Raw genomic sequence first — 22,468 nt, forward strand, 5'->3', positions numbered from 1 at the left:
ATGAACCCTTGCCCGGACGGCAGCACGCCACGCCGGGATGCCGATCTCGCCGGAACTGTTCAGAGATTCCCTAGGGAATCTCTGAACAGTTCGCCCTGACGCTGTAATTTCGGTCTTCTGCTGCGTCAGCAACCTTGAGCAAGCCTGATTCGCGCCGCTTTCGGCGTGTTCGTGCGGGTTTCCCCGCATTTCAGGCACAACTATCTCACCGCACGCAACAACTGCCGGCGCGCCATCCACAGATTCGACAGCGCGAACAGCGTCAGCATCTGCGATGTGTTTTTCGCCAATCCGCGGTAGCCCACTTTGACGAAGCGGAACTGACACTTCACCACCCGGAACGGGTGCTCCACCTTCGAGCGGATGCTGGCCTTGTGCCGCTCCCAACGCTTTGCATAGTGACGCTCGCGTTTGCTCTTGATCGTCCGCAGCTTCGATGGCTTCGCAGCGATCAGAAAACCCGCCTTCACCGCCTGCCGTTCCTCACGCTTGTCCGCGCCGGTATAGCCGCTGTCGCCATACACCGTCTCTTCCTCGCCGTGCAGCAGCTTGTGTACCGGGTCATTACGTCGCGGAAGACATCCGGAGCACCGGTAGTCGGTCCGGATCTCTTCCACACTCGACAGGTCCGGGTCCGGTGGCGGCAGGCGGCCCTGAGCACGCACGCCTGCCATGACGCCCACCAGCAGCAACGCCGCCGACGATCCAACGCGACATGTCCACCCCCCCCCCCCCCACGGATCCCGGGTGTCGCGCGGCACTGCCCCCACTGCAAGTATCCAGTTCGTCCGCCCCCGGCCCGTCGGAGGGGCCGGTCCGACCTGGCGCGCCGAAGCCGGTCTGGATATGCGAAGGACCTCAGCGCTGCACGGAAGGCGCAGCCATCATTCGGTGGAAGTCCCCACCTCGACGGTGATGGTCACCCGGCGTCGCGTGTGGTCGTCGATGCCGTTGCCCGGCAAGGGCTGCGTCGACCAGTGCACGTCGAGCAGGGACTCCGAGACGCCGAGGTCGACCAGCGTCCTCCTGACTCGCGTGGCGCGCCGTTCCGCGATGTCGGCGGGCTCGACCAGGTTCTCGCCATTGTTCAGTCGCGAGACGCCACGGGTCGCCTCGATCCGAACCGCGTGCGGCTTGCTCAGCTCGATGAAGCGCACCAACTCCTCGAGCTTGCGCGTGTTGCGTCGGGCCAGGAACTCGCTGTCGAACTGGAGTTCGAGCACGTACTGGCGGCTCACATAGGGTGGCTCGGGATCGACCCGCGGCGTCGGCGGGTGCGGCCGCACGGCGGGGCCCGGGCCGCGCTGGTACGGCGGAGGCTCGAAGCCATCCGTCGGCAGGATCGTCTGGCAGGACGGATCGATCTCGTGCATCACGGAGACCTGGACGGCCTCGAGCGGAATGCCACCGCAGATGCGCGCGCCGCCCGCCACCTTCGCCTCGATCAGGGCCTTGTGCTTGAACTGCGGCGAGTAGAAGCTCGACGCACTGTCGCCCTGCAGGCCCAGGAAGTACAGCTCGTCCTCGTACTCCGCCAGCCAGCAGGGAAGCTCCGTATCGCGGATGATCGGGCAAGCGACGAAACTCAGATGACGCCCTGCTTCGGGGAGCGTCCCGGCAGCCGCGATGGTCGAGCACACCACCGCCAGGAAGATCCACCACGCGCGTCTTCGCATCACAGCGTACTCATGAAGTTGACCAGGTCCTGCTTCTCCTGCTCGCCGAGCTCCATCTCGAAGCGGCGATCATAGAAATCGACGACCTCCATCAGGTCCGCCGCCACACCGTTCGCGAAGTACGGCGCACGTTCTGCAAGTCCGCGCATCTGCTGCAGATTCACGGCGCCCACGTCGACGCACTTGCCGGTGATCAGCGCGCGGCCCGGGTCCGTCGTCAGGATGGTCCGTCCGAGGTACGGATGCGGGCGCGTCGTCGGGGCGCAGGTCACCTTGAACAGCGGCAGGTCGTCCGTCTTCTCCGCGAACGGCAGGGTGTTGGTCCCGAGGTCCATCCACCCGGGCGCGCCGTCGATGCCGACGTGCTGCATGTTGTGGCATGTGGCGCAGGTGCGCTTGATCGGGTTGCCCATGCCGATGATCGTGTTCAGGTGCGTCACGTCCCGGATGTAGAACGGCCGCATCATGAAGATCTCCTCGCCACGCGCGACGGACTCCCGGAACGCGCGCTGCTCCGCCGTCACGTCGCCACCCGCCGGCGTCTTCCAGGCCTCGAAGTATGGGAAGACGCGACGCTCGACGTAGTCGCCCAACAACGGCTTGCCTTCCACCACCGAGGCGGCACCGGCGGTCGCGCCGCCTGCATCGAGGCGACCGCCCACGTGGTGGTTCACGGCGGCCATGTAGACGCCGCTCAGGAACCGGTCCAGCTCCAGGATGTCCGCTTCGCTGAGCGGCTCGCTCCGTTGGAGATGCGTCTTCGCCGCGTCGCGCGACTGCATCCGGAGCGTGAGGAACCTCGCATCGGACAGGAGGTTCATGTTCTGGCGCTCGCCCGTCTCCGGGTCCCGCATCACGGGAACGCCGGTCTTGATGTTGAACAGGTTCGGCACCGTGAGGATGTAGCGGAGGTTCGCGGTGGGTCGCGGCCGGCGATAGACGGAGATGGTCGGCGTCGCGCTGGCCAGGCCGTACTCCGGGCTTGGATTGCAGCCGGTCGGGTCGCGCACGACTTCGATCGAGAACTCCAGCGCCTCGCCCTCCGGTAGCTTCGGCGGCCACGGCAGGCCGATACGTATCAGGCCGCGCTCGAGCAACAGCGAGTGCGACTCGCGCTCGCCCGGCGTGCCGTTGGGGCAGTTCGCCCCGTCGACCATCGCGAACAGCGGGTCCTTGCCTCCCGACAGCGCCCACATCTCGCGGATGGTCGCCGTGGACAAGCTCATGCCGTCCGAGGGTTGGTGGCAGGTGACGCAAGCCCGGCCGTTCGCCCCGATCGGCGCGAAGAACGGGTGGTCCGCCGCATCGACCGGCAAGTCCGGCCCGATGGTCTCGATATCGACGCTCCGCCCCTCGAACCGCATGTGCGGATGCCAATGGCGCTTCTCGCCCGGACGCCACCACCTCCGCTCGCCAGGGACGACCTCGACGTGCCCGTCGCCTTGCGCGGACGCGGCGCCCCCGGGCGCGCCATCCACGGCTTTCGGGCTGAAGAAGAACGCCAGCGCAACTGCGCCTGCGGCAAAACCAAATTTGAGGTAGGTACGGTTCATATGCCTGTCAACAATGCTCCCACGTCGCCCATTTCATCCAAGGATGCCACGGACGACGCAAGCTGTTCGATCCGGTCACGCTGCGGACGCGACGCGCTCAGCAGTCCGCACTCGATGAACTTCGCGTGCAGTTCCTGATGCGTCAGCGGATCCTCGACGGATCCGCGCAGGTGCTGGACATCGCGTGCATTTCGGGACCCATCGGCCATGACGAGCTCGACCACGGCGCCGCCGCCGGCGCTGGCGGGGCGCGCGCGTTGCGCGTCGTGTACTGCGCGCACCCGGGCGGCGAGCGCCAGCGTCGCGGGATCCCCCAGTGCTGCGTCGCTGAACGAGGCCAGCGTCACCTGGCCGGTGCGCAGCGCCGTAGCCACGCAGAATGGAATGCTGAACTTGGCGTCGATCGCGCTGACCGGTCGCTGCTTCTCCGGCGCACACAGCTCCGCATTGCGCGGATGGATCGTGCACACGATCTCTTCCGGGTCGGTCAATCCCTGCCGATGGAGGTCGATCGCGGCCTGCACGTAAAGGTGCGTGCCGCGACAGGACGGCCATGCCTTGAACGCCACGTCCGCGTTGTGGAAGCGCGTCCCGAGCCCGTCGACCACCATCTCGGGCCGATACAGGCCGCGCGCGAACATCTCGTAGAAGCCGGCCTGGCCCTCGAACGGACGCTCGAACCCGACGACCCCGCTCCGGGCCAGCTGCGCGGAGACGAGGCCGGCCTGCGCGGCCAGGCCGTCGCGCACGGCGCGGATGTCCGCCGACGGGCTGTACAGGATCTCGGCGCTGCACGAGGACTGGCACAACGTCATGGAGAAGGCGGCCAGGGTTTGCTGCACGTCGAGGCGCAGCAGGTTGGCGGCCGCGGCAGCGGCGCCGAACGCGCCCACGATGGGCGGGATGTACCACCCGTGGCGCGTCCAGTCGTCCGTGCGCGCCAGCGCCAGCCGGATGGCGACCTCGCTGCCGGCCGCGACGGCCGCGATGAGCCGCTTGCCGTCGACCTGGCCGAGCTCCTCGGCCAGGGCCATCGCGGCGGCGATGGTCGCGGCGTTGGGATGGGTCGACGAGGCCTCGTGCACGTCCTCGTAGTCGAGGGCGTGCGCCAGGGCACCGTTCGCCAGCGCCGCATACGACGCGGGCGCGGTGAACCCGAAGCCCAGGACATGCGCACGCCCCTGCCCGGCGAGCGCGCGCGCGTGCTCGACGAAGGGCGTGCATACGGGCTCCAGCCCCGAGGCCGCCAGGCCCACACCGAGCGCATCCAGGATCGAGCGGCGCACGCACGAGACGACCGGCTCGGGCAACTCCTCGTAACGCAGACTCGACGCGAACTCGGCGAGACGCGCGGACAAGCCCGCAACCGCGTCGGGATCGGCCACGTCACCCGTGCGCGGCGGCGGGGAAACCGCCCCGGCAAGCGCCGCACCCGCGCCGAGCGCGGGTGCGGCCAGCGAGCTGGCGAGAAGCTGTCGTCTGGTGAGCTTCACGACGGACGCGTTACCACTGCTTTCGGATCCCGAACATGATCTGGCGCTGGATGAGGCTGGCGACCTGCGGGTCGAAGGCGAGATTGCCGTTGATCACGACCGGTGGCTCCTCGTTGAACAGGTTGTTCACGCCCAGCGAGAAGCTCACGTCGCGGAGCAGGGAACTGTCGGTTGCGGGGACGTAATTCAGGGCGAGGTCGACGGTCGTGTGGGAGTCCACGGAGGCCACCGGCGTCACCGACGTGTTGTCGTAGCTGCCGGTGTAGTTCAGGTAAGCCGCGACGGACAGGGGCCCGCGCTCCCAGCGCACGCGCCCGCGCCCGGACCACCCGAGCGGGTAGTTGATCGTGTTCGCGAAGTCGACCATCGGTGTCGACGGGATCAGCGATTGCTCGTAGCCACGCACGTGCTGCAGGTCCAGACCGATGGTCCAGTCGTCCGTATCGCTCCACCAGCCATAGCTCGCGCTCAGCTCCACGCCATCGGTCCTGACCCGCCCGATGTTGCGTGGACGGCCGTCAACGAAGGCCACGATCGTCGCCGGATTCTGCGGCAGGCCCGTGTAGCTGGGCATCGACAGATAGTAATCGACCAGGTCCGCCGGCGGATTGCGCATGATGAAGTCGGCGAGGATGTCCTCCTTCGTCAGCGGAGAGTTGTCGTTGCCCGGCGCCGCGATCCGGTCGGTGTAGTCGACGTTGAAGTAGTTGAGCGACAGGTTGAGGCCCGGCAGGGACGGCGGGCTCAGGTCGGCGCCGAGCGACCAGATGGTCGCGGTCTCGGGACGCAGGCCCTCGACGCCGCTGCGCACCCACAGCGTGCGGGCGATTCCGCCCGCCGCGGTCGGATCGACGAAGTCCATCACGGAGATGACCAGGCCCTTGTCTGCGCCGGGGCCGGCAGGCGCCTTGAACGACTTGCCATAGCTGCCGCGGAACTGCACGCCCTGCGTCGGCACCCAGCTGACGCCGAGCTTCGGGTTCGTCGTGGTGCCGACGTCGCTGTAATCGTCGTGACGGGCCGCGAGCGAGAAAGACAGGCGCTGGATGCCGGGCCTGGCGTTTTCGCGCCCGATCACCGGCACCAGCAGTTCGGCGTAGGCGGAGTTCAGGCGACGCACGCCGCTGACGTCGTTGATCGCGTAGAGGCTCGTGTCCGCCGTACCTGTATTGCGCCGCTCGAAGGTGCCCAGCTCGCTGCGCAGATGCTCGACGCCTACGGCCAGCTTGACCTTGCCACCCGGCAGCTCGAACAGATCGCCGCTGCCGCCGACGCCGAAGTGGAGCATCTCGTAGCTCCAGTCGATCTCGTTGGTCGCGCGGATGCTCGCGAGCGTCTGCGGATTGGTCAGGCCGCCACCGCCGAAGGGATTGAAGGCGTTCGCCGGATTGCTGTCGGCGAGCGCCGCCGCCATGGCCCGACTGTTGATCTCGTTCCGGGTGGTTTCCTGGTGGTTGTACCCGTAGCTGCCGAACACCTCCGCGGTCCATGAGCTGCCCACGTCGAACTCCAGGCTCGTCGTCAGGAATGCGACGCGCTCGGATGCCTCACGCACCTGGTTGCCGAAATCCGCCTGCAGGTTGTACGCCACCGACGCGGACGTCGCCGCCGGGTTGGTCGGGTGCACGAAGAACGGATTCGTGCCCGGCACGGTGAGCGTCTGGAGGAAGTTGCCGGGTCCTGAGCTGCGCTCCGACTCGCGCACGGCGTACAGCCCCTGCGCCTTGAAGCGCACCGACTCGGTGAACTCCTGCTCGAGGTTCAGCGCGACCGAGCGCCGCTCCTGCCTGGGAAGGGCGTCGGCGCGCGTGTGGGCGCTCTGCCGGTTCGGCGCACCCACGATGAGGTCGGCGGGCGTCAGCGCGGTGCCATCCTGGCCGGCCGGGATCGCGTAACGCACTCCGCCGACCACGATGTTGCCGGGCGTCGCGCTGTACGAGCGGCCGTCCGGGCCACCGTAGGGACGCAGGTCATCAGTGAAGTAGCTGCGGTCGGCCGCCGCCAGGTTGTCGCGCTCCTGCCACTGGGCGGCGATCATCAGGCCACCGGAGCTCCAGGTCCTGCCGACCGCGGCGTCGACGGAGTTGGTGTCGAAGCCATCGGCCCAGCCGTGCCGCATGCCGACCTCCGCGCCATCGAACGGACTGCGCAGCAGGATGTTCACCACGCCGCCCACGGCGTCGGCGCCGTAAAGGGCCGAACCACCGTCGGCCATGACCTCGACGCGCTCGACCGCCGACGTCGGCAGGAGCGAAACGTCGAACGCACCCGTGCCCGCGGTGGTGCCGAGCGTTGGGGAGATCGGCACGCGGCGGCCGCCGATCAGGCTGAGCGTCGCATCGGGACCGAACCCGCGCAGGTTGATCGCAGAGCCGGCGGTCAGGTTGCCGTTCGCACCCTGGACCGCGTTGAAGCGGCTGTCGTCCGCGCCGAGGTTCGCGACCTGGGGCACGTTCCGCAGCACGTCGGTGAGGGTGGTCACGCCCGCGGACCGGATCTGCTCCTGACCGAGGGACAGCACCGGGGCGCCGACCGGAGCCGCGCCGCGGATGCGCGTACCCGTGACGACCACGCTCTCGAGCGTGGTCTCCGCCTCACCATCGTCGGTGCTGGGAACCTCCTGCGCGAGTGCCGAAGCACACGCGACCGCCAGCGACAGCAGGCTGATCCCAGGAATGGGTCTGAGTACAAACTTCTTCACTATTGGTTCCCCCAAGAGATGGCGTCGGGCGACCGACCTGGAATGGATGTGGCGCGATCCGAGCGACCGGGTAGCGAATGGATCGGCGTTTTCTTTGTGTTTTCGATCATAGGCGCTGTTCCCCCCGGGTCGGCATGCACGAGGGTGATTCCGGATATTCCGAACGGCGATGCGCGCGCCGACACCGCCAGGCGCGCGAACGCCTCGGTCCCACGCCACGCCCTTTTGGATCCAGATGTCCTAGGCGGCCGAAAGATTCTTTCGCAGGTCGCGACCCGCCAGGAAGAAATGCACAGCCGCCCATGCGGCCAGGCTGAGCACGCACAACATCGCGTAGCGCAGCGAGTGCTCTCCCAGCGCCGGTGCAAGCAGATCGCTGATCGCGCCCACCAGAATCGGGCCAATTCCGTAGCCGACCAGATTGGACAGCACGAACAGCAAGGCGGCCACCGTGGAGCGCATGCGCGGTGCGACCAGGCTCTGGCTTAGCGCCGCGACGGTCGGAAACCAGAACAAGACCGCGGCGGCGAAAACCACAACGCCCGCAAGCGCCGCATTCGGGTTGGTGGTGAGAACGGACCAGGTGCCGATTCCCAGGGTGGCGATCGCGGCGAACCCGATCAGGCGCGTGCGGTTTCGCTCGTCTCGGGCGCCCAGGAAGTCCGACAGGGTGCCGGAGATCAGGTTGGACGCCATCCCCAGCACCGCGATGCCGATGCCGATTATCGGTCCCACCTCGTGGAGTTTGAGATCGTGGCTGCGCACGAGGAAGGAGAAGTGCCAGGACCCCATGCCGGCCACGACCACGTAGCAAAGCGTGGCGCCGATCAACAGATGGCGCAGCGATCGTTGTCGCCAGATGTGGGCAAGCGTTTCCCGCAGCGGCGGCGCTTCGTCCGCGCTCTGCCTGCGGTCGGCGAGGCCCCTGACCGGCTCGTGCGCCGTCAGCAGCAACAGCGCCAGCGCGAACCCGGGGAGCGCCGCGGCCACGAGGGTCATGCGCCACCCGTAGGTGTGCGCGATCTGGGTCGCGAACGTGAGATTGATGAGCGCCGCCAGTTGCGTTCCCGTCGCGAACACGGCCATCGCCGTCGCGCGACGGCGCGGCTCGAAGCTGTCCGCGATCATCGATAGCGCAGTGGGCCCCCCGCCGGCTTCGCCGACCCCGACGCCAATCCTGGCGAGAAGCAGGTGCCACATGTTCTGTGCCGCCGCGCAGGCGAGCGTCATGGCCGACCAGGCGGAAACACAGATGGCGGCGAGATTGCGACGGTTCATGCGGTCCGCAAGCATGCCAAGCGGCAGGCCGGCCGCGCCCATGAAGATGGCGTAGACCAGCCCCATCAATGCGCCAAGCTGGCCATCCGACAGGCCGAACTCCGCACGGATGGGCTCGATCAGGATGCTGAGTACGATCTTGTCAAGGACTAGCAGCAGGTTGAGGAGCGTCAAGAGCGCGAGCAGGTAATAGCGCCGCGCCGCCGACACTTCTGCGATCGCTGCGTTGGAACTGTCGGCAGCTGCAGAGTTCTGACTGGGCATGCTGTGAAGGATTCCTGATGGACGTCGGCGGTGCGACGGGCATCGCCGCCGTTTCGGCAATCAGATAGGAGCAGGGGACGCCAAGTCAATTTCGCGCATCGATTTCGACTATGCGGGCCGCGAATATCCCCTCAAGGGCGGTCCCCGACTGCCTGCCGCGCCGCCTCGGAGATCATCGCCCGCAGCCACCGGTGCCCGGGTTCGTCGTGCACGCGCGGGTGCCATGCCATCGACACCGCAAAGGGCGGGAACTCGAGTGGCGACTCGTGGATGCGCAGCCCCGGCAGTTGGGCATAGCGCGACGCGAGTGCCGCAGGGACCATCGCGATCAGGGGAGACTCGAGCACGACGAACGGGGTCGCCGAGAAGTTGGACACGAGGGCGCCGATATTGCGTTGCAACCCGTGCGCGGCGAGCGTCATCTCCGCCATGTTCTGCGCGGTACGCTCGTCCGGCGAAAGCACGACATGCTTGAGCGAGAGGAACGTCTCGACGTCCAACTCATCGCCGATCGCCTTGTTGTCCGCGCCGCTGATCACGACCAGGCGCTCCTCGAAGAGCTTCCTGAGGTGCCAGTCCGCGGGGAGCGCCTGGAACCACCCGACCAGCAGGTCGAACCGGGTGGCCTCCAGATGGTTCATGTCCAGGCGGCGGCTGTGCACCGACAGCACCTTCAAGGTGGCGCGCGGCGCGGCCTCGGCGAACAGGCGCTGCAGGGGGGGGAGCAGCACAACGGCCGCGTGGTCGGTGCACGCCAGGCGGAACGTGGCATCACTGTCGCCCGGCACGAACTGGTTTGCACGCCCCAGCACCTCGATCTGCGGCACAAGGTGGGTGACGTGCGCCAGCAACCTATGGCCATACTCGGTCAACACGAACCCGTCGCGACCGCGCACGAGCAGGTCGTCGCCGAACGTCTTCCTGAGGCGCGCGAGCATGTGGCTCATCGCAGGTTGGCTCAACCCAATGCGCTGCGCCGCCTTGCTGACACTGCGGTCACGCAGCAGTGCCTCCAGAGCGAACAGGGCCCGCAGCTCAAGCTTCGCGATATTCGAGTTGTGCATACCCAGTATGACCGTGCCGGTGTATCGGCACTTGCGCAGCAAGAAATAGTATAGCTGGCTCATTATCCCCATGCGCAACGGCAGCGAGGCTTCGGACAGCGTGACACCCAGAATACAGCGGCTCATGAGATCATTGGACAACGTGCGCGACTGCCGTTTCGACGTCAGCATCGCGAAGGGCGTCCTGGTGACGGAAGCATTCCGCGCCAGCGAAGGCGAGCCGCAGGTCGTTCGCTGCGGTCGTGCGCTTGCGCGCGTCCTCGACGAGATCCCGATCCACATCGACGCGGATGATCTCCTGCTGGGCAACCTCGCCAGCCGCCCCGCGGCGGTGGAACTCAGCTGCCTGTGGGCCACTTGGCCGGACGAGGAACTGGACGCATTGTGCGCAGGTGGCTTCGCCGTCGCCGATGCCGACCGGCCGCGCATCCGCGAGATGAACGGCTACTGGCGCTCACGCTGCATGACGGCGCGCATGACCTCGCTCTACGACGAGGAGCATCTGTGGCCGTACGCGCAGCTCGGCGTGGTGCTCCCTCCGTTCCGCAGCAAGGAGGAAGGCTGGGGCCCGGGTGGCATGATCGGCTGTGGATGGGGGATCCACCACGAGATCAGCCAGATCATCGGTGTGTTCCAGTTCGAAAAGGTGATCCAGTCCGGCCTGGACGGGCTGATCGGGGAGGCCAGGCGCGAGCTCGCCCAGACACGGATCTTCAGTGCCGAGGCAGTGGCAAAGATCGACCAGCTGCGCGCCATCCTGATCGCCCTCGAGGCGGTGAAGCACTATGCATCCCGGTTCGTGGACTTGGCGGAGCAGACCGCGCAGGCAGAGCGCGACCCCGCGCGGCGCGAGGAGCTGCTCGAGCTCGCGCGCATCTGCCGCCACGTGCCGGCCAACCCGGCGCGCACCTTCCGCGAGGCGTTGCAATCATTGTGGTTCATGATCCTCATGGTGCTGCCGTCCGGCGTGCTGTCGTTCGGCCGCTTTGACCAGTATCTCCATCCGTACTATCAGGCCGACCTCGAAGCCGGGCGCATCACCGAGTCAGAAGCGCTCGAGCTGATCCAGTGGCTGCGCATCAAGGATTCGCAGATCGTGATCACGGCCGGGCGCACGCACCGCTCGAAGTACGGCGGTCTTGCCAAGTGGCACAACTGCGTGATCGGCGGGCAGACGCCCGAGGGGAAGGACGCAACCACTCCACTGTCCCATCTCGTGCTGCGCGCCGCGCGCGAGTGCCCCACCCCCCATCCGACCGTGACGATGCGCGTGCACGCGGCCACGCCGGACGCGTTGCTTGCCGAGGCGCTCGACCTCATCGCGACAGGCATCGGCGTGCCGGCGCTGATCAGCGATGAATCGACGATCCCGTATCTGGTATCGCAGGGCGTGTCGCTCGAGGACGCCCGCAACTACGCCGTCGCCGGCTCGCTCGGCGTCAACGTCCCCGGGCAGTCGCGGACGATCGCTTGGCCGATGTTCACGGCGCCGCGCGTACTCGAGTTCGCCATACACGGCGGCAAGGATCCGCGCACCGGAGCGCAGGTAGGGCCCGAGACCCGGCCGCTCTCCCAGTGCAACTCCTACGAGGAGTTCGTGTCCGGCCTCAAGACGCAGCTCTCGCACTTCATCGCCCTGCAGGGCGAGTTCAACAACGTCACGATGCAGGCCTACGCCGAGAGCTTTCCGCAGACGATCGAGACGGCCCTCACCGAGGGCGGCCTGCAGTCACACAAGAACATCCTCGGGCGGACGTTGCCCTTCGAGAACGGCTCGGCCATCAATCCAATCGGCATGATCAACGTCGTGGATTCGCTGGCGGCCATCAAGAAGCTCGTGTTCGAGGACGGCGGCGTGAGCGCCGCGCAGTTCCACGAAGCACTGGAGAGCGACTGGCAGAACGAAGGTGGCGCGGGGCTGCGCGAGCGCGCGCTGGCCGCCCCGAAGTACGGCAATGACGACGACTACGCCGACGCGATCGCGGCCGACCTCTACGCCTTCTGGGCGGACCAGGTGTCCTCGCTCACGACCGTGTACGGCGGCCGGTTCATCCCGGCGGCGATCACGATCGGAACGGCGAATTGGCCCGGCGGCGCCCTGACCGGCGCGACGCCGGACGGGCGCCGCGCGGGGGAGAACCTGGCGGCCGAGTCGCTCACGCCCATGAGCGGCCGCGAGCGGCATGGCCCGGGCGCGGTGCTCCGCAGCGCCGAGAAGATCGACCAGCAGCGCTGGCAGTCGATGTCGCTTGAGCTGTTCCTGCAGCCCGATGCGTTCTCCACTCCGGAGAAGCGAGATGCAGTCGCGGGCGCCGTGCGCCAGCACTTCGCACGCGGCGGGAAGCACCTCCAGTTCAACGTGATCGATCCGGATACGCTGTCCGCGGCGCGCGCCACGCCCGCAGAGTACCGCGACCTGATCGTCCGCATCGGCGGTTGCAGCGCCTATTTCACGCAGTTGCCCGAACCCGTGCAGCTGGAGCTGATCGAACGGGCCGCGCTTGCAGGCACGTTCGACAGGACGCAAGCGGTGCCGGAACGCGGCGTCGGCCACGGCTGAGCACAAGTGCAGACATCCGGCAGCGCCACTCTGGCCGACAAAGTGGCCGTCGTGACCGGCGGTGCGAAGGGCATCGGTGAGGCTATCGTGCGCGAGCTCGCCCGAGAGGGCGCGCGCGTGGTGATCGTCGATGTCGACATCAAGTGTGCCGCCCGGCTCGCCAGCGAGGTGGATGGTGTCGCCCATGCGGCTGACGCCACCGATCCGCAAGCGCTCGCCAGCGTGTTCAGGCGGATCGACGCACAAGAGCCCGGCGTCGACATCCTGGTCAACAACGTGGGCGGCGGGGCGCGGCGCACGCTGGAACAGATGACCCTCGCGGACTGGCAAGACACGCTGACCCTGAACCTCACCTCGGCCTACGTCGCGACCCGCGGCGTGCTCGACGCCATGCGCCGCCGCGGCGGAGGCTCCATCGTCAACGTCGCCTCCATCGCGGCGCATTCGATCTCGCCGCTCGGGGGCGCAGCGTACGCGGCCAGCAAGGCCGGGCTTCTATCGTTGACGCGCCAGACCGCCCACGAATGGGCGAAGTACCGGATCCGCGCCAATGCGGTGTGTCCCGGACCGACGCGGACGGAGCTGACCCGGACCTCCCGGCGCCAGGACGCCGACTTTCCCCTGGGCACCTGGGTCCAGCCCGGCGACATCGCAAGCGCCGTGCGCTTCCTCGCCTCGTTCGAGGCTGCGATGTGCACCGGCGCGGTACTCGACGTCGACGGCGGCGTGGGTGTGGCGTAGGCCCGCCACCCCGGGCCAAGGTCGCTCGCCCCCGCCGGCGCGCACGCACCAGCCGCCGCGAAATGCGCACTTGACCGGCCGCGACGCGGGGAGTGAACTGGCTGTGTCCATCCCGGGCGCCGGCCGGCGGAAGCGATCGTGGACCGCGGCTGCGACACGAGCAGCGGGAATCGAAGTAGTGGCGCGACGCGCGGCTCAGCGCTGGGGGCGGGGTATGAAGACACCAGCTGAGGCGTATGCGTTGGCGGCCTGACCTGACAGCGCGAACAGCGGCAACATCTGTGACGTGTTTTTCGCCAATCCGCGGTAGCGCACTTTGACGAGGCGGAACTGACACTTCACCACCCGGAACGGTGCTCCACCTTCGAGCGGATGCTGGCCTTGTGCCGCTCCCAACGCTTTGCATAGTGACGCTCGCGTTTGCTCTTGATCGTCCGCAGTTTCGATGGCTTCGCAGCGATCAGAAAACCCGCCTTCACCGCCTGCAGTTCCTCACGCTTGTCCGCTCCGGTATAGCCGTTGTCGCCAATACACCCTCTCTTCCTCGCCGTGCAGCAGCTTGTGTACCTGGGTCACGTCGGCCACGTTCGCTGCCGTGCATTCCCCGTGGTGCACCAGGCCGGACTCCTCATCCACGCCGATGTGCGACTTCATCCCGAAGTGCTACTGGTTGGACTTCTTCGTCTGGTGCATCTCCGGATCACGCTGGCCGTCGGCGTTCTTCGTCGAGCTCGGCGCCGCAATGATCGTCGCGTCCACGATCGTGCCCGCACGCAGGCTCTGACCCTTGCGCGAGAGATGCGCGTTGACCCGTTCGAAGATCTTCGCGGCCAAGCCATGCGTCTCCAGCAACCGGCGAAAGTTGAGGATCGTCGTCTCGTCGGGAATCGCATCCAGGCCGCTCAGCTGCGCGAAGCGCCGCAGCGTCGGGATCTCGGACAACGCCTCTTCCATGCCCGGATCGCTCAGGGCGTACCACTGCTGCAGGAAGTGGACGCGCAGCATCGTCGCCAGCGGATACGGCTGCCGGCGAGGGCGGCCCATCTTCGGATAGTGCGGTTCGATCAGCGCTAGCAGCGCCTTCCACGGGACGACCTGGTCCACCTCCGCCAGAAAGATCTCCGGCGCGTCCGCTTGCGCTTGCGCAGGCCTTCGGCATCACCGAACGTCAGCTGCATTGATCGTCATCCGCATCAGGTCGCGCTATTGTCGCGCGGAACAGGTGAGTTGTTCAGACCTTCCCTAGAGCGGGCCATCGGCCGCCAGTCAGGTCCCGGTGCGGCGGCGCGACGGTGTCTGGCCCCGTGCACGCACCTGCGCGCGGCAGGCGTTGCGCCAGCGCGCCGGCGACATGCCGAAACGGCCCTGGAAGGCGCGCTGGAACTGGCGCTCCGATTCGAACCCCAGGTCGTACAGCAGGAACGTGATCGTGCAGTCCGGCTCCTCGCGCAGGCGCCTGTGCGCGAGCAGCAGCCGCCGTTCCCGGATGTAGCGCGCGACGCCGCCAAGCGGGCGGAACATGCGGTACAGCGTGGGCCGCGAGACGAAGAATCGGCGCTGCAGGGCATCGCCGCCCAGCGCCGGGTCGCACAGTTCCTCCTCGATGCAGCGCAGGATCCGCGGCAGTCGCGGATGCGCCGCTGGCCCCGGCGGTGCGGCGGGCCGGGCAAGGCCAGGCGGCATGGCTGCAGCCGGCAAGGGCTGGCCGGTACCCCCGCTGGCGGCGTCGTTGGGGCGGTCCATGTGCATTGCGCAAGGTCTCCAGGGCGGGCGGTCGTGTGCCCGTTACCTGTCCATTGCGCAAAAGGGCGGCAAAACCCTTCACCGGCATCCGGCCGGCCCGCACGGCGCGCGCCTGAGACGAAATGTCGGGTTTGCCCGAAGGCGCGTTCCTAAAGTCGATGCGCTGGCCGGGCCTGCATCAGGCCGGCCGTACGCGGGGCAGGGAGCCGGCACACACCGACGCGACACGAATCGGATGGGGCGGATCGTTGCCAAGCGGGGCCCGTCGGCCGGTTGCCACCAGGGTGGCGACGGCGACGGACAGATGCGTATCCCGGGCCTGCCGCAAGGCGGCCTGCCGTGCCGGTGACAGGCGCGGCCGGGCGGGGCCTGCACCAACATCGCCGACGGAGGCCACAGCCATGGCAAACAGCCAGAAGTTCATCGCGCGGAACCGGGCACCGCGCGTCCAGATCGAGTACGACGTCGAGGTCTACGGCGCGCAGAAGAAGGTGCAGATCCCGTTCGTGATGGGCGTGCTGTCGGATCTGTCCGGCGCCAATGCCGCGGACCTGCCGCCAGTGGAGGAGCGCAAGGCGCTGGAGATCGACGTCGACAACTTCGACAGCCGCCTGCAGTCGATGAAGCCGCGGGTCGTGGCCAAGGTGCCCAACACGCTGACCGGCGAGGGCGAGATTGCGGTCGACATGACCTTCGAGAGCATGGACGACTTTTCGCCGGCCGCAGTCGCGCGCAAGGTCGAGCCGCTGGCCAAGCTGCTCGAGGCGCGCACCCAGCTGGCCAACCTCGACACCTACATGGACGGCAAGGCCGGCGCCGAGAACCTGATCGCGCAGGCGATCCGCGATCCGGCGCTGCTGCAGGCGCTGACGTCCGCAGCCAAGCCCGCCGACGGCGACAACGGGGAGTAATCGACATGGCCACCGAACAGCTTGCCGAAACCGGCGCAACCGCCGAAGCCAAGAGCCTCGATGCGGGCGACTTCGCCTCGCTGCTGAGCAAGGAATTCAAGCCCAAGAGCGAGCGCGCCAAGGAAGAAGTCGAAACCGCCGTGCGCACGCTCGCCGAGCAGGTGCTCGGCCGCGGCGACGTGGTGTCCGACGACGTCTCGCAGACGATCAAGGCCTACATCGCCGAGATCGACCGCAAGCTCAGCGAACAGCTCAACCTGGTGATGCACAGCGCCGAGTTCCAGCAGCTGGAGAGCGCCTGGCGCGGCCTGCACTACCTGGTCAACAACACCGAGACCGACACCCAGCTCAAGCTGCGCGTGCTGAACATCTCCAAGAAGGACCTGGGCAAGGTGCTCAAGCGCTACAAGGGCACCGCCTGGGACCAGAGCCCGGTGTTCAAGAAGATCTACGAGGAAGAGTACGGCCAGCTCGGCGGCGAGCCCTATGGCTGCCTGGTGGGCGACTACCAGTTCGACCACAGTCCGCCGGACGTGGAGCTGCTGCGCGGTATCGCGCAGGTCTCGGCGGCCTCGCACGCACCGTTCATCTCCGCCGCCGCGCCGACCCTGATGGGCATGGAGGGCTGGAACGAGCTGTCCAACCCGCGTGACCTGGCCAAGATCTTCACCACGCCCGATTACGCCGCTTGGCGTTCGCTGCGCGAATCGGACGATTCGCGCTACCTCGCGCTGGCGATGCCGCGCACGCTGGCGCGCCTGCCGTATGGCGCCAAGACCGACCCGGTCGAGGAGTTCGACTTCGAGGAGGACACCGCTGGCGCCGATTCGAGCAAGTACACCTGGCAGAACGCCGCGTACGCGATGGCGGTCAACGTCAATCGCTCGTTCAAGGAATACGGCTGGTGCTCGCGGATCCGTGGCGTGGAGTCGGGCGGCGCGGTGCAGAACCTGCCCACGCACACCTTCCCGACCGACGACGGCGGCGTGGACATGAAGTGCCCGACCGAGATCGCGATCACCGACCGCCGTTCGGCCGAGCTCGACCGGATGGGGCTGATGCCGCTGGTCCACCGCAAGAACTCGGACATGGCGGCCTTCATCAGCGCGCAGTCGCTGAACCGGCCCGAGGAGTTCGACGACCCCGACGCCACCGCCAACGCGGCGCTGGCGGCGCGGCTGCCGTACATGTTCGCCTGCTGCCGGTTCGCGCACTACCTCAAGTGCATCGTGCGCGACAAGATCGGTTCGTTCAGCAGTCGCGACCAGATCCAGAGCTGGCTGCAGAACTGGATCCTCAACTACGTCGACGGCGACCCGGCCAACTCCAGCGAGGAGGCCAAGGCGCGCAAGCCGCTTGCGGCGGCCGAGGTGGTGGTCGAGGAAGTCGAGGGCGCGCCGGGCTACTACAGCTCGAAGTTCTACCTCAAGCCGCACTACCAGCTGGAGGGCTTGACCGTCTCCCTGCGGCTGGTCTCGCGCCTGCCGTCCGAAGCCGCGGCCTGACAGACCGCGCACGCCGTCCCGCGCGCGGCGCCGATGCGCCGCGCGCACCACACCACGATGCGGGCGAAGCCCGCGACACACNCGCCAAAAGCTGCGCCCGGAAAACCCGCCCCCTCTTCCCTGCACGTCCCCCCGCGTCCCCCCCCCCACCACACCACGATGCGGGCGACGCCCGCGACACACAGAAGGGAGCATCGCCATGGCGTTCGACATGCACATCAAGTTCGGCAAGGGCAAGGTTTCGATCGAGGGCGCGTCCGACCACGGCAAGCACAAGGGCGAGGTACCGATCCTGGCCTGGTCCTGGGGCCTGTCCAATACCGCCGACCTGCATTCGGCCAGCACCGGCGCGGGCGGCAAGGCGCACGTGCAGGACATCTCGTTGACCAAGTTCGTCGACTCGTCCTCGCACGCGCTGCTGCAGGCAGCGTCGACCGGCGCGCGGATCGAGGAAGCCTGGCTGTACGTCACCAACGCCACCGGCGAGCAGACCGACTACGTCGAGCTGCACCTGAGCAACGGCGTCATGGTGACCTCGGTCTCGACCGGTGGCTCCGGCGGCGAGGATCGCCTCACCGAGAACGTCACCCTGCACTTCGGCAAGTTCAAGTACGGGTTCCAGCCGCAGAAGCCGGATGGTTCGAAGGACGGCGCGGCCAAGGAATTCACCTACGACATCCAGGCCACGGCCGCGGCCTGACCGATCGCGATGTCCACCACCGTGCAGACCAGCTTCCGCGCGCAGCCCTCGCCGGCCGAGGCGCTGCTGCGCGAGGGACGCCCGGACGAGGCGCTGCAGGCCCTGACCGCGCAGGTGCGCGCGGCGCCGGCGGATGCGGCGGCGCGCGTGTTCCTGTTCCAGCTGCTCGCGGTCTGCGGGCAGTGGGCGCGGGCGCGCACGCAGCTCGAGGCGGCGGTGCGGCTGGATGCGGCCAACGCGATGCCGGGCGCCGCATGGGCGGCGCTGCTGGACGCGGAGGACGTGCGCCTGGCGGTGTTCGCCGGCGAGCGGCTGCCGGTGGTGATCGGCGAACCGGCGCCCTGGCTGCCGCCGCTACTCGAGGCGGTGCGCCAGGATGCGCGTGGTGCGCATGCGGCGGCCGCTGAACTGCGCGTGCAAGCCTTCGATGCGGCGCCAGCAACGCCGGGCCGCATCGACGGCGTTGCGTTCGCGTGGATCGCCGATGCCGACACCCGCTTCGGGCCGTGCCTGGAGCTGGTGCTGCAGGGCGGCTATGGCTGGGCGCCGTTCGAGCGCATCGCCGCGCTGCAGTTCGAGCCGCCGGCCAGCCTGTCCGACACGCTGTGGGCGCCGGTGCTGGTGACCTGGCGCAACGGCGGCGAAGCGCACGGCTACGTGCCGGTGCGCTATCCGCACAGCGAGAGCCACAGCGACGTGGCGCTGCGCCTGGGCCGCGCCAGCGACTGGTCGAAGCTGGGCGAGGACACCTGGATCGGGCACGGCCAGCGGATGCTGGCGAGCGAGGGCGGGGAACACCCGCTGCTCGAGTTGCGCTCGATCGAGTTCGACTGCGACGACGGCTGACGACGGCGATGGCCGAGCTCACCGCCCAGGAGCGGCTGCAGCCCTCGCTGCTCGACCGCCTCACCGACGATGAGCCGGCGCGCCGAGAGGAGGGTCGCGACGCGCGCGTGATCAGCGCGCAGCGCCTGCGCGAATGCGTGATCCGCGACCTGTCGTGGCTGCTCAACTGCACCCACGCCGAAGCGACACGGCCGCTCGACGATGCGCCGCACGTCGCGACATCGGTGCTGAACTACGGGATTCCCGACCTCGCCGGCGTCGCCGCCAGCGGCCTGGACCTGGCGCGCGTCGAGCGTCGCCTGCGCGAGACGATCCTGGCCTTCGAACCACGGCTGATCGCCGACACGCTGCAGGTCCGCGTGCACCGCGACGCGGTGCGCATGGACCGGCGCTCGCTGGTGTTCGAGATCGAGTCTGAGATGTGGGCGCAGCCGCTGCCGCTCAACCTGTACCTGAAGACCGAGGTCGACCTGGAAACCGGGCGCATGGACCTGGCCGAGGCCTGGGGCTGAGCCATGGACCCGCGCCTGATCCCGCACTACAACCGCGAGCTGCAGTTCGTGCGCGAGATGGGCGCCGAGTTCTCGCGTGAGTACCCGAAGATCGCCGGCCGCCTCGGCCTGGACGGCTTCGAGTGCGCCGATCCCTACGTCGAGCGCCTGCTCGAGGGCTTCGCCTTCCTCACCGCGCGCGTGCAGCTCAAGCTCGATGCGCAATACCCGGTGTTCACCCAGCACCTGCTGGAGATGCTCTACCCGCACTACCTGCGGCCGGTCCCGTCGATGGCGGTGGTGCAGTTCCACCCGGACCCGGCGGCGGCCGAGCTGGCGGGTGGGCACCCGGTGCCGCGGCAGACGCCGCTGCGCGGCCTCCCCGGCGTCGACGAGCGCACCGCCTGCGAGTTCCGCACCGCGCACGCGCTGACGCTGTGGCCGCTGGAACTGGCCGATGCGAGCTACCTCGACACGCCCGCGGCGCTGGCCGCCGCCGGGGTCGAACCGCCGCCCGGAGGGCGGGTGCGCGCCGGCCTGCGGCTGGCGTTCCGCACCACCGGCGGCATCGACGCCGGCACGCTTGCGCTCGACGCGCTGCCGGTGTTCCTGGCCGGTGCCGACGAGCTGCCCAAGCGGCTTTACGAGCAGTTGCTGTCGGAGGCCGAAGGCTTCCTGGTACGCGGTGAGGGCGCGCATGGGCAGGTGTCCGTGTTCCGCCGTGGCGATGCGATCCGCGCGCGCGGCTTCGACGACGAGGATGCGCTGCTGCCGGTCGATGGCCGCTCGTTCAGCGGCTATCGGCTGCTGCAGGAATACTTCGCCTGTCCGGAGCGGTTCCTGTTCGCCGAGTTCACCGGCCTGCGCGAGGCGCTGCAGCGCCTGCGCGGCCAGTCGTTCGAGATCGTGGTGCTGCTGCGGCGCAGCCTCGGCGCCGCGGCGCGCGGCGTTGGCGCCGGCAACTTCCGCCTGTTCTGCACCCCGGCGATCAATCTGTTCCCGCGCGCGGGCGACCGCATCCACCTGCGCCAGGAGCAGGTGGAATACCACGTGGTGCCCGATCGCGTGCGGCCGATGGACTTCGAGGTGGTTGGCCTGGAGCGCGTGGAAGGCTTCGGCGACCGCCAGGAACCGGAGCTGCGCTTCCAGCCCTTCTACGGCGGCGACGCGCGCACCTGGCACGAGCGCCACGGCGCCTACTACACCCTGCGCCGCGAGCCGCGCCTGCTCTCGGGCCGCCAGCGCCGGCGCGGCGCGCGCTCGAGCTACGTCGGCAGCGAGGTGTTCATCGCCCTGGTCGACGCAGGCGAGCGGCCGCTGGCCACGCCGCTGCGGCAGCTGGGCATGCGCCTGTCGTGCAGCAACCGCGACCTGCCGCTGCACATGCCGGTGGGCAAGTCGAAGACCGACTTCCATGTCGATGCCGGCCTGCCGGTGCAGCAGGTCCGCTGCGTGGCCGGCCCGACGCGCCCGCGGCCGGCGGTCGCCGGCGGCGAAACCGCGTGGCGGCTGCTGAGCCACCTGCAGTTCGACTACCTGTCGCTGTTCGAAGGCGATCCTGCCCAGGGCGCCGCTGCGCTGCGCGAAATGCTGTCGCTGTACTGCGACCACAACGACGCTGCCGCGCTGCGCCAGATCGAGGGTGTCAAATCGGTGTCCTCGGCGCAGATCGTGCGCCGCCTGCCGGTGCCGGGGCCGATCACCTTCGGTCGCGGCCTGGAGATCGCGCTGACCTGCGACGACAGCGCCTTCGAGGGGACCGGCGCCTACCTGATCGGCGCGGTGCTGCAGCACTTCTTCGCGCGCTACGCCTCGGTGAACGCATTCACCGAGACCGTGCTGCGCACCCTGGAACGCAACGAGGTGGCGCGATGGCCGGCGCGGCTGGGCACGCGACAGGTCGCCTGACGCCGGTCGCGCTGGCGACGCCCGCGCCGGCCGCGGACGATGCCGCGCTGCGCGCGCGCCCGCACGGCTTCGAGCTGTTCGCCGCGCTGCGCCTGCTCGAGCGCGTGCATCGCGAGCGCCCGCGGCTGGGCCGGTCCACGAAACCTTCCGAGGATGCGGTGCGCCTGCGGCAGCCGCCTTCGCTGGCGTTCGCGCCCGGCGATATCGCCGCCTATGCACCCGCCAGCGGCGCGGGTCCGGCCACGCTCGACACGCACGTGCTCGGACTGTTCGGCCCCAACGGGCCGCTGCCGCTGCACCTGACCGAGTACGCGATCGAGCGCGCGCAGAACGCACGCGACCACACCCTGCGCGCCTTCGCCGACGTGTTCCACCATCGCATTCTGGCGCTGTTCTACCGCGCCTGGGCCGATGCGCAGCCGGTGGTGCAGGGCGACCGTCCGGAAGAGGACCGCTTTCGCTTCCATGTCGGCGCGCTGATCGGCATGGGGCCGTGCACCGGCGACGCGGTGGTGTCCACCGGCGCGCGCCATTACGCCGGGCGGATGCTCTCGCACGCGCGCAACGCCGAAGGGCTGCGCTGCCTGCTGCGGCGGGCGTTCGCGGTGGCGGTCGACGTGCAGGAATTCGTTGGCGAATGGATGCCGCTGCCGGACGAGGCCTGGCTGCGGCTGGGCGGCGCGCCGGCGGTGTCCACCCTGGGCGCGACCGCCGTCCTGGGCGCACACGTGCGCGGCGCGCAGCATCGCTTCCGCCTGCGGCTCGGGCCGCTGGACGGCGCCGCCTTCCGCGCCTTCCTGCCCGGTGGTCGCACGCTGGACGAACTCGCGGCGCTGGTGCGCGCCTACATCGGCGACGAACAGGCCTGGGACGTACAGCTGGTGCTGCGCGCCGGCGACGTGCCGACCTCGCGGCTGGGGCAGGCCGGCCGGCTCGGCCTCGACACCTGGCTCGGCCGCCGCAGCTGGGACCTGGACGACGCCCGCGACGTCGTCGTGCGGCCCGCCGCGCGCGCAAAGACACGACACTGAGGA

16 protein-coding genes and 2 pseudogenes are annotated in these 22,468 nt (G+C 68.7%); 9 read left to right on the forward strand and 9 right to left on the reverse strand.

What is annotated here, in order from left to right:
* Positions 1-200: 200 nt before the first annotated feature.
* The 7 genes and pseudogenes from ACW5EG_RS15850 to ACW5EG_RS15880 form a co-directional block, all read right to left on the reverse strand.
* Positions 201-554: pseudogene (locus tag ACW5EG_RS15850) on the reverse strand (transposase); the annotation flags it as partial.
* Between the two features lie 330 nt (positions 555-884).
* Complete coding sequence (locus ACW5EG_RS15855; protein ID WP_457018475.1) at positions 885-1,676, reverse strand: hypothetical protein; 792 nt, start codon at positions 1,674-1,676, stop codon at positions 885-887.
* Positions 1,676-3,229 (reverse strand): hypothetical protein, encoded by a 1,554-nt coding sequence (locus tag ACW5EG_RS15860; RefSeq protein WP_457018476.1) that lies wholly within the window; start codon positions 3,227-3,229, stop codon positions 1,676-1,678. Before ACW5EG_RS15860 ends, ACW5EG_RS15855 begins: the two co-directional genes overlap by 1 nt.
* Positions 3,226-4,614: an MmgE/PrpD family protein gene (locus ACW5EG_RS15865; protein WP_457018477.1), complete on the reverse strand. Its 1,389-nt coding sequence runs from the start codon at positions 4,612-4,614 to the stop codon at positions 3,226-3,228. The genes ACW5EG_RS15860 and ACW5EG_RS15865 overlap by 4 nt, the downstream gene beginning before the upstream one ends.
* A gap of 118 nt (positions 4,615-4,732) precedes the next feature.
* The gene (locus tag ACW5EG_RS15870) at positions 4,733-7,642 is read right to left on the reverse strand and encodes a TonB-dependent receptor plug domain-containing protein (RefSeq protein ID WP_457018478.1); all 2,910 of its coding nucleotides are present in this window, start codon (positions 7,640-7,642) and stop codon (positions 4,733-4,735) included.
* Positions 7,643-7,663: 21 nt separating this feature from the next.
* On the reverse strand, positions 7,664-8,965 hold the full coding sequence (locus tag ACW5EG_RS15875; protein ID WP_457018479.1) for an MFS transporter: 1,302 nt from the start codon (positions 8,963-8,965) through the stop codon (positions 7,664-7,666).
* Positions 8,966-9,096: 131 nt separating this feature from the next.
* Positions 9,097-10,155: a LysR family transcriptional regulator gene (locus ACW5EG_RS15880; protein ID WP_457018480.1), complete on the reverse strand. Its 1,059-nt coding sequence runs from the start codon at positions 10,153-10,155 to the stop codon at positions 9,097-9,099.
* On the opposite strand from ACW5EG_RS15880, the gene ACW5EG_RS15885 reads away from it, so the two are divergent.
* Both ACW5EG_RS15885 and ACW5EG_RS15890 read left to right on the forward strand, forming a co-directional pair.
* On the forward strand, positions 10,154-12,589 hold the full coding sequence (locus ACW5EG_RS15885; protein WP_457018481.1) for a pyruvate formate lyase family protein: 2,436 nt from the start codon (positions 10,154-10,156) through the stop codon (positions 12,587-12,589). The two genes, ACW5EG_RS15880 and ACW5EG_RS15885, sit on opposite strands and share 2 nt — an antisense overlap.
* 6 nt (positions 12,590-12,595) lie before the next feature.
* Positions 12,596-13,330: an SDR family NAD(P)-dependent oxidoreductase gene (locus tag ACW5EG_RS15890; RefSeq protein ID WP_457018482.1), complete on the forward strand. Its 735-nt coding sequence runs from the start codon at positions 12,596-12,598 to the stop codon at positions 13,328-13,330.
* Between the two features lie 195 nt (positions 13,331-13,525).
* On the opposite strand, the pseudogene ACW5EG_RS15895 reads toward ACW5EG_RS15890, so the two are convergent.
* Together ACW5EG_RS15895 and ACW5EG_RS15900 are read right to left on the reverse strand one after the other, a co-directional pair.
* A pseudogene (locus tag ACW5EG_RS15895) lies at positions 13,526-14,508 on the reverse strand (IS5 family transposase).
* Positions 14,509-14,596: 88 nt separating this feature from the next.
* On the reverse strand, positions 14,597-15,079 hold the full coding sequence (locus tag ACW5EG_RS15900; protein WP_457022274.1) for a helix-turn-helix domain-containing protein: 483 nt from the start codon (positions 15,077-15,079) through the stop codon (positions 14,597-14,599).
* Positions 15,080-15,474: 395 nt separating this feature from the next.
* On the opposite strand from ACW5EG_RS15900, the gene tssB reads away from it, so the two are divergent.
* From tssB to tssG, 7 genes are all read left to right on the forward strand, one after another.
* Entirely contained in the window at positions 15,475-15,984 is a 510-nt protein-coding gene (gene tssB / locus ACW5EG_RS15905) for a type VI secretion system contractile sheath small subunit (RefSeq protein ID WP_457018485.1), read from the forward strand.
* A 5-nt stretch (positions 15,985-15,989) separates the two neighbouring features.
* Complete coding sequence (tssC, locus tag ACW5EG_RS15910; protein ID WP_457018486.1) at positions 15,990-17,489, forward strand: type VI secretion system contractile sheath large subunit; 1,500 nt, start codon at positions 15,990-15,992, stop codon at positions 17,487-17,489.
* A 199-nt stretch (positions 17,490-17,688) separates the two neighbouring features.
* Positions 17,689-18,189, forward strand: coding sequence for an Hcp family type VI secretion system effector (locus ACW5EG_RS15915; RefSeq protein WP_457018487.1), 501 nt, complete (start codon positions 17,689-17,691; stop codon positions 18,187-18,189).
* Between the two features lie 9 nt (positions 18,190-18,198).
* Positions 18,199-19,035, forward strand: coding sequence for a type VI secretion system accessory protein TagJ (locus tag ACW5EG_RS15920; RefSeq protein ID WP_457018488.1), 837 nt, complete (start codon positions 18,199-18,201; stop codon positions 19,033-19,035).
* A gap of 8 nt (positions 19,036-19,043) precedes the next feature.
* Positions 19,044-19,547 (forward strand): type VI secretion system baseplate subunit TssE, encoded by a 504-nt coding sequence (tssE, locus tag ACW5EG_RS15925; protein WP_457018489.1) that lies wholly within the window; start codon positions 19,044-19,046, stop codon positions 19,545-19,547.
* 3 nt (positions 19,548-19,550) lie between these two features.
* Entirely contained in the window at positions 19,551-21,434 is a 1,884-nt protein-coding gene (gene tssF / locus ACW5EG_RS15930) for a type VI secretion system baseplate subunit TssF (protein ID WP_457018490.1), read from the forward strand.
* Entirely contained in the window at positions 21,398-22,465 is a 1,068-nt protein-coding gene (tssG, locus tag ACW5EG_RS15935; RefSeq protein WP_457018491.1) for a type VI secretion system baseplate subunit TssG, read from the forward strand. The genes tssF and tssG overlap by 37 nt, the downstream gene beginning before the upstream one ends.
* The last annotated feature ends 3 nt before the right edge of the window (positions 22,466-22,468 follow it).

The organism is Luteimonas sp. A611 (assembly GCF_054072715.1).

Bases quoted from the DNA above. Each gene is read 5' to 3' on its own strand.
- ACW5EG_RS15855 (WP_457018475.1), bottom strand. From the start codon at position 1,676: ATGCGAAGACGCGCGTGGTGGATCTTCCTGGCGGTGGTGTGCTCGACC.
- ACW5EG_RS15860 (WP_457018476.1), bottom strand. From the start codon at position 3,229: ATGAACCGTACCTACCTCAAATTTGGTTTTGCCGCAGGCGCAGTTGCG.
- ACW5EG_RS15875 (WP_457018479.1), bottom strand. From the start codon at position 8,965: ATGCCCAGTCAGAACTCTGCAGCTGCCGACAGTTCCAACGCAGCGATC.
- ACW5EG_RS15885 (WP_457018481.1), top strand. From the start codon at position 10,154: ATGAGATCATTGGACAACGTGCGCGACTGCCGTTTCGACGTCAGCATC.
- ACW5EG_RS15880 (WP_457018480.1), bottom strand. From the start codon at position 10,155: ATGAGCCGCTGTATTCTGGGTGTCACGCTGTCCGAAGCCTCGCTGCCG.
- ACW5EG_RS15900 (WP_457022274.1), bottom strand. From the start codon at position 15,079: ATGCACATGGACCGCCCCAACGACGCCGCCAGCGGGGGTACCGGCCAG.
- tssB (WP_457018485.1), top strand. From the start codon at position 15,475: ATGGCAAACAGCCAGAAGTTCATCGCGCGGAACCGGGCACCGCGCGTC.
- tssC (WP_457018486.1), top strand. From the start codon at position 15,990: ATGGCCACCGAACAGCTTGCCGAAACCGGCGCAACCGCCGAAGCCAAG.
- ACW5EG_RS15915 (WP_457018487.1), top strand. From the start codon at position 17,689: ATGGCGTTCGACATGCACATCAAGTTCGGCAAGGGCAAGGTTTCGATC.
- ACW5EG_RS15920 (WP_457018488.1), top strand. From the start codon at position 18,199: ATGTCCACCACCGTGCAGACCAGCTTCCGCGCGCAGCCCTCGCCGGCC.
- tssE (WP_457018489.1), top strand. From the start codon at position 19,044: ATGGCCGAGCTCACCGCCCAGGAGCGGCTGCAGCCCTCGCTGCTCGAC.
- tssF (WP_457018490.1), top strand. From the start codon at position 19,551: ATGGACCCGCGCCTGATCCCGCACTACAACCGCGAGCTGCAGTTCGTG.
- tssG (WP_457018491.1), top strand. From the start codon at position 21,398: ATGGCCGGCGCGGCTGGGCACGCGACAGGTCGCCTGACGCCGGTCGCG.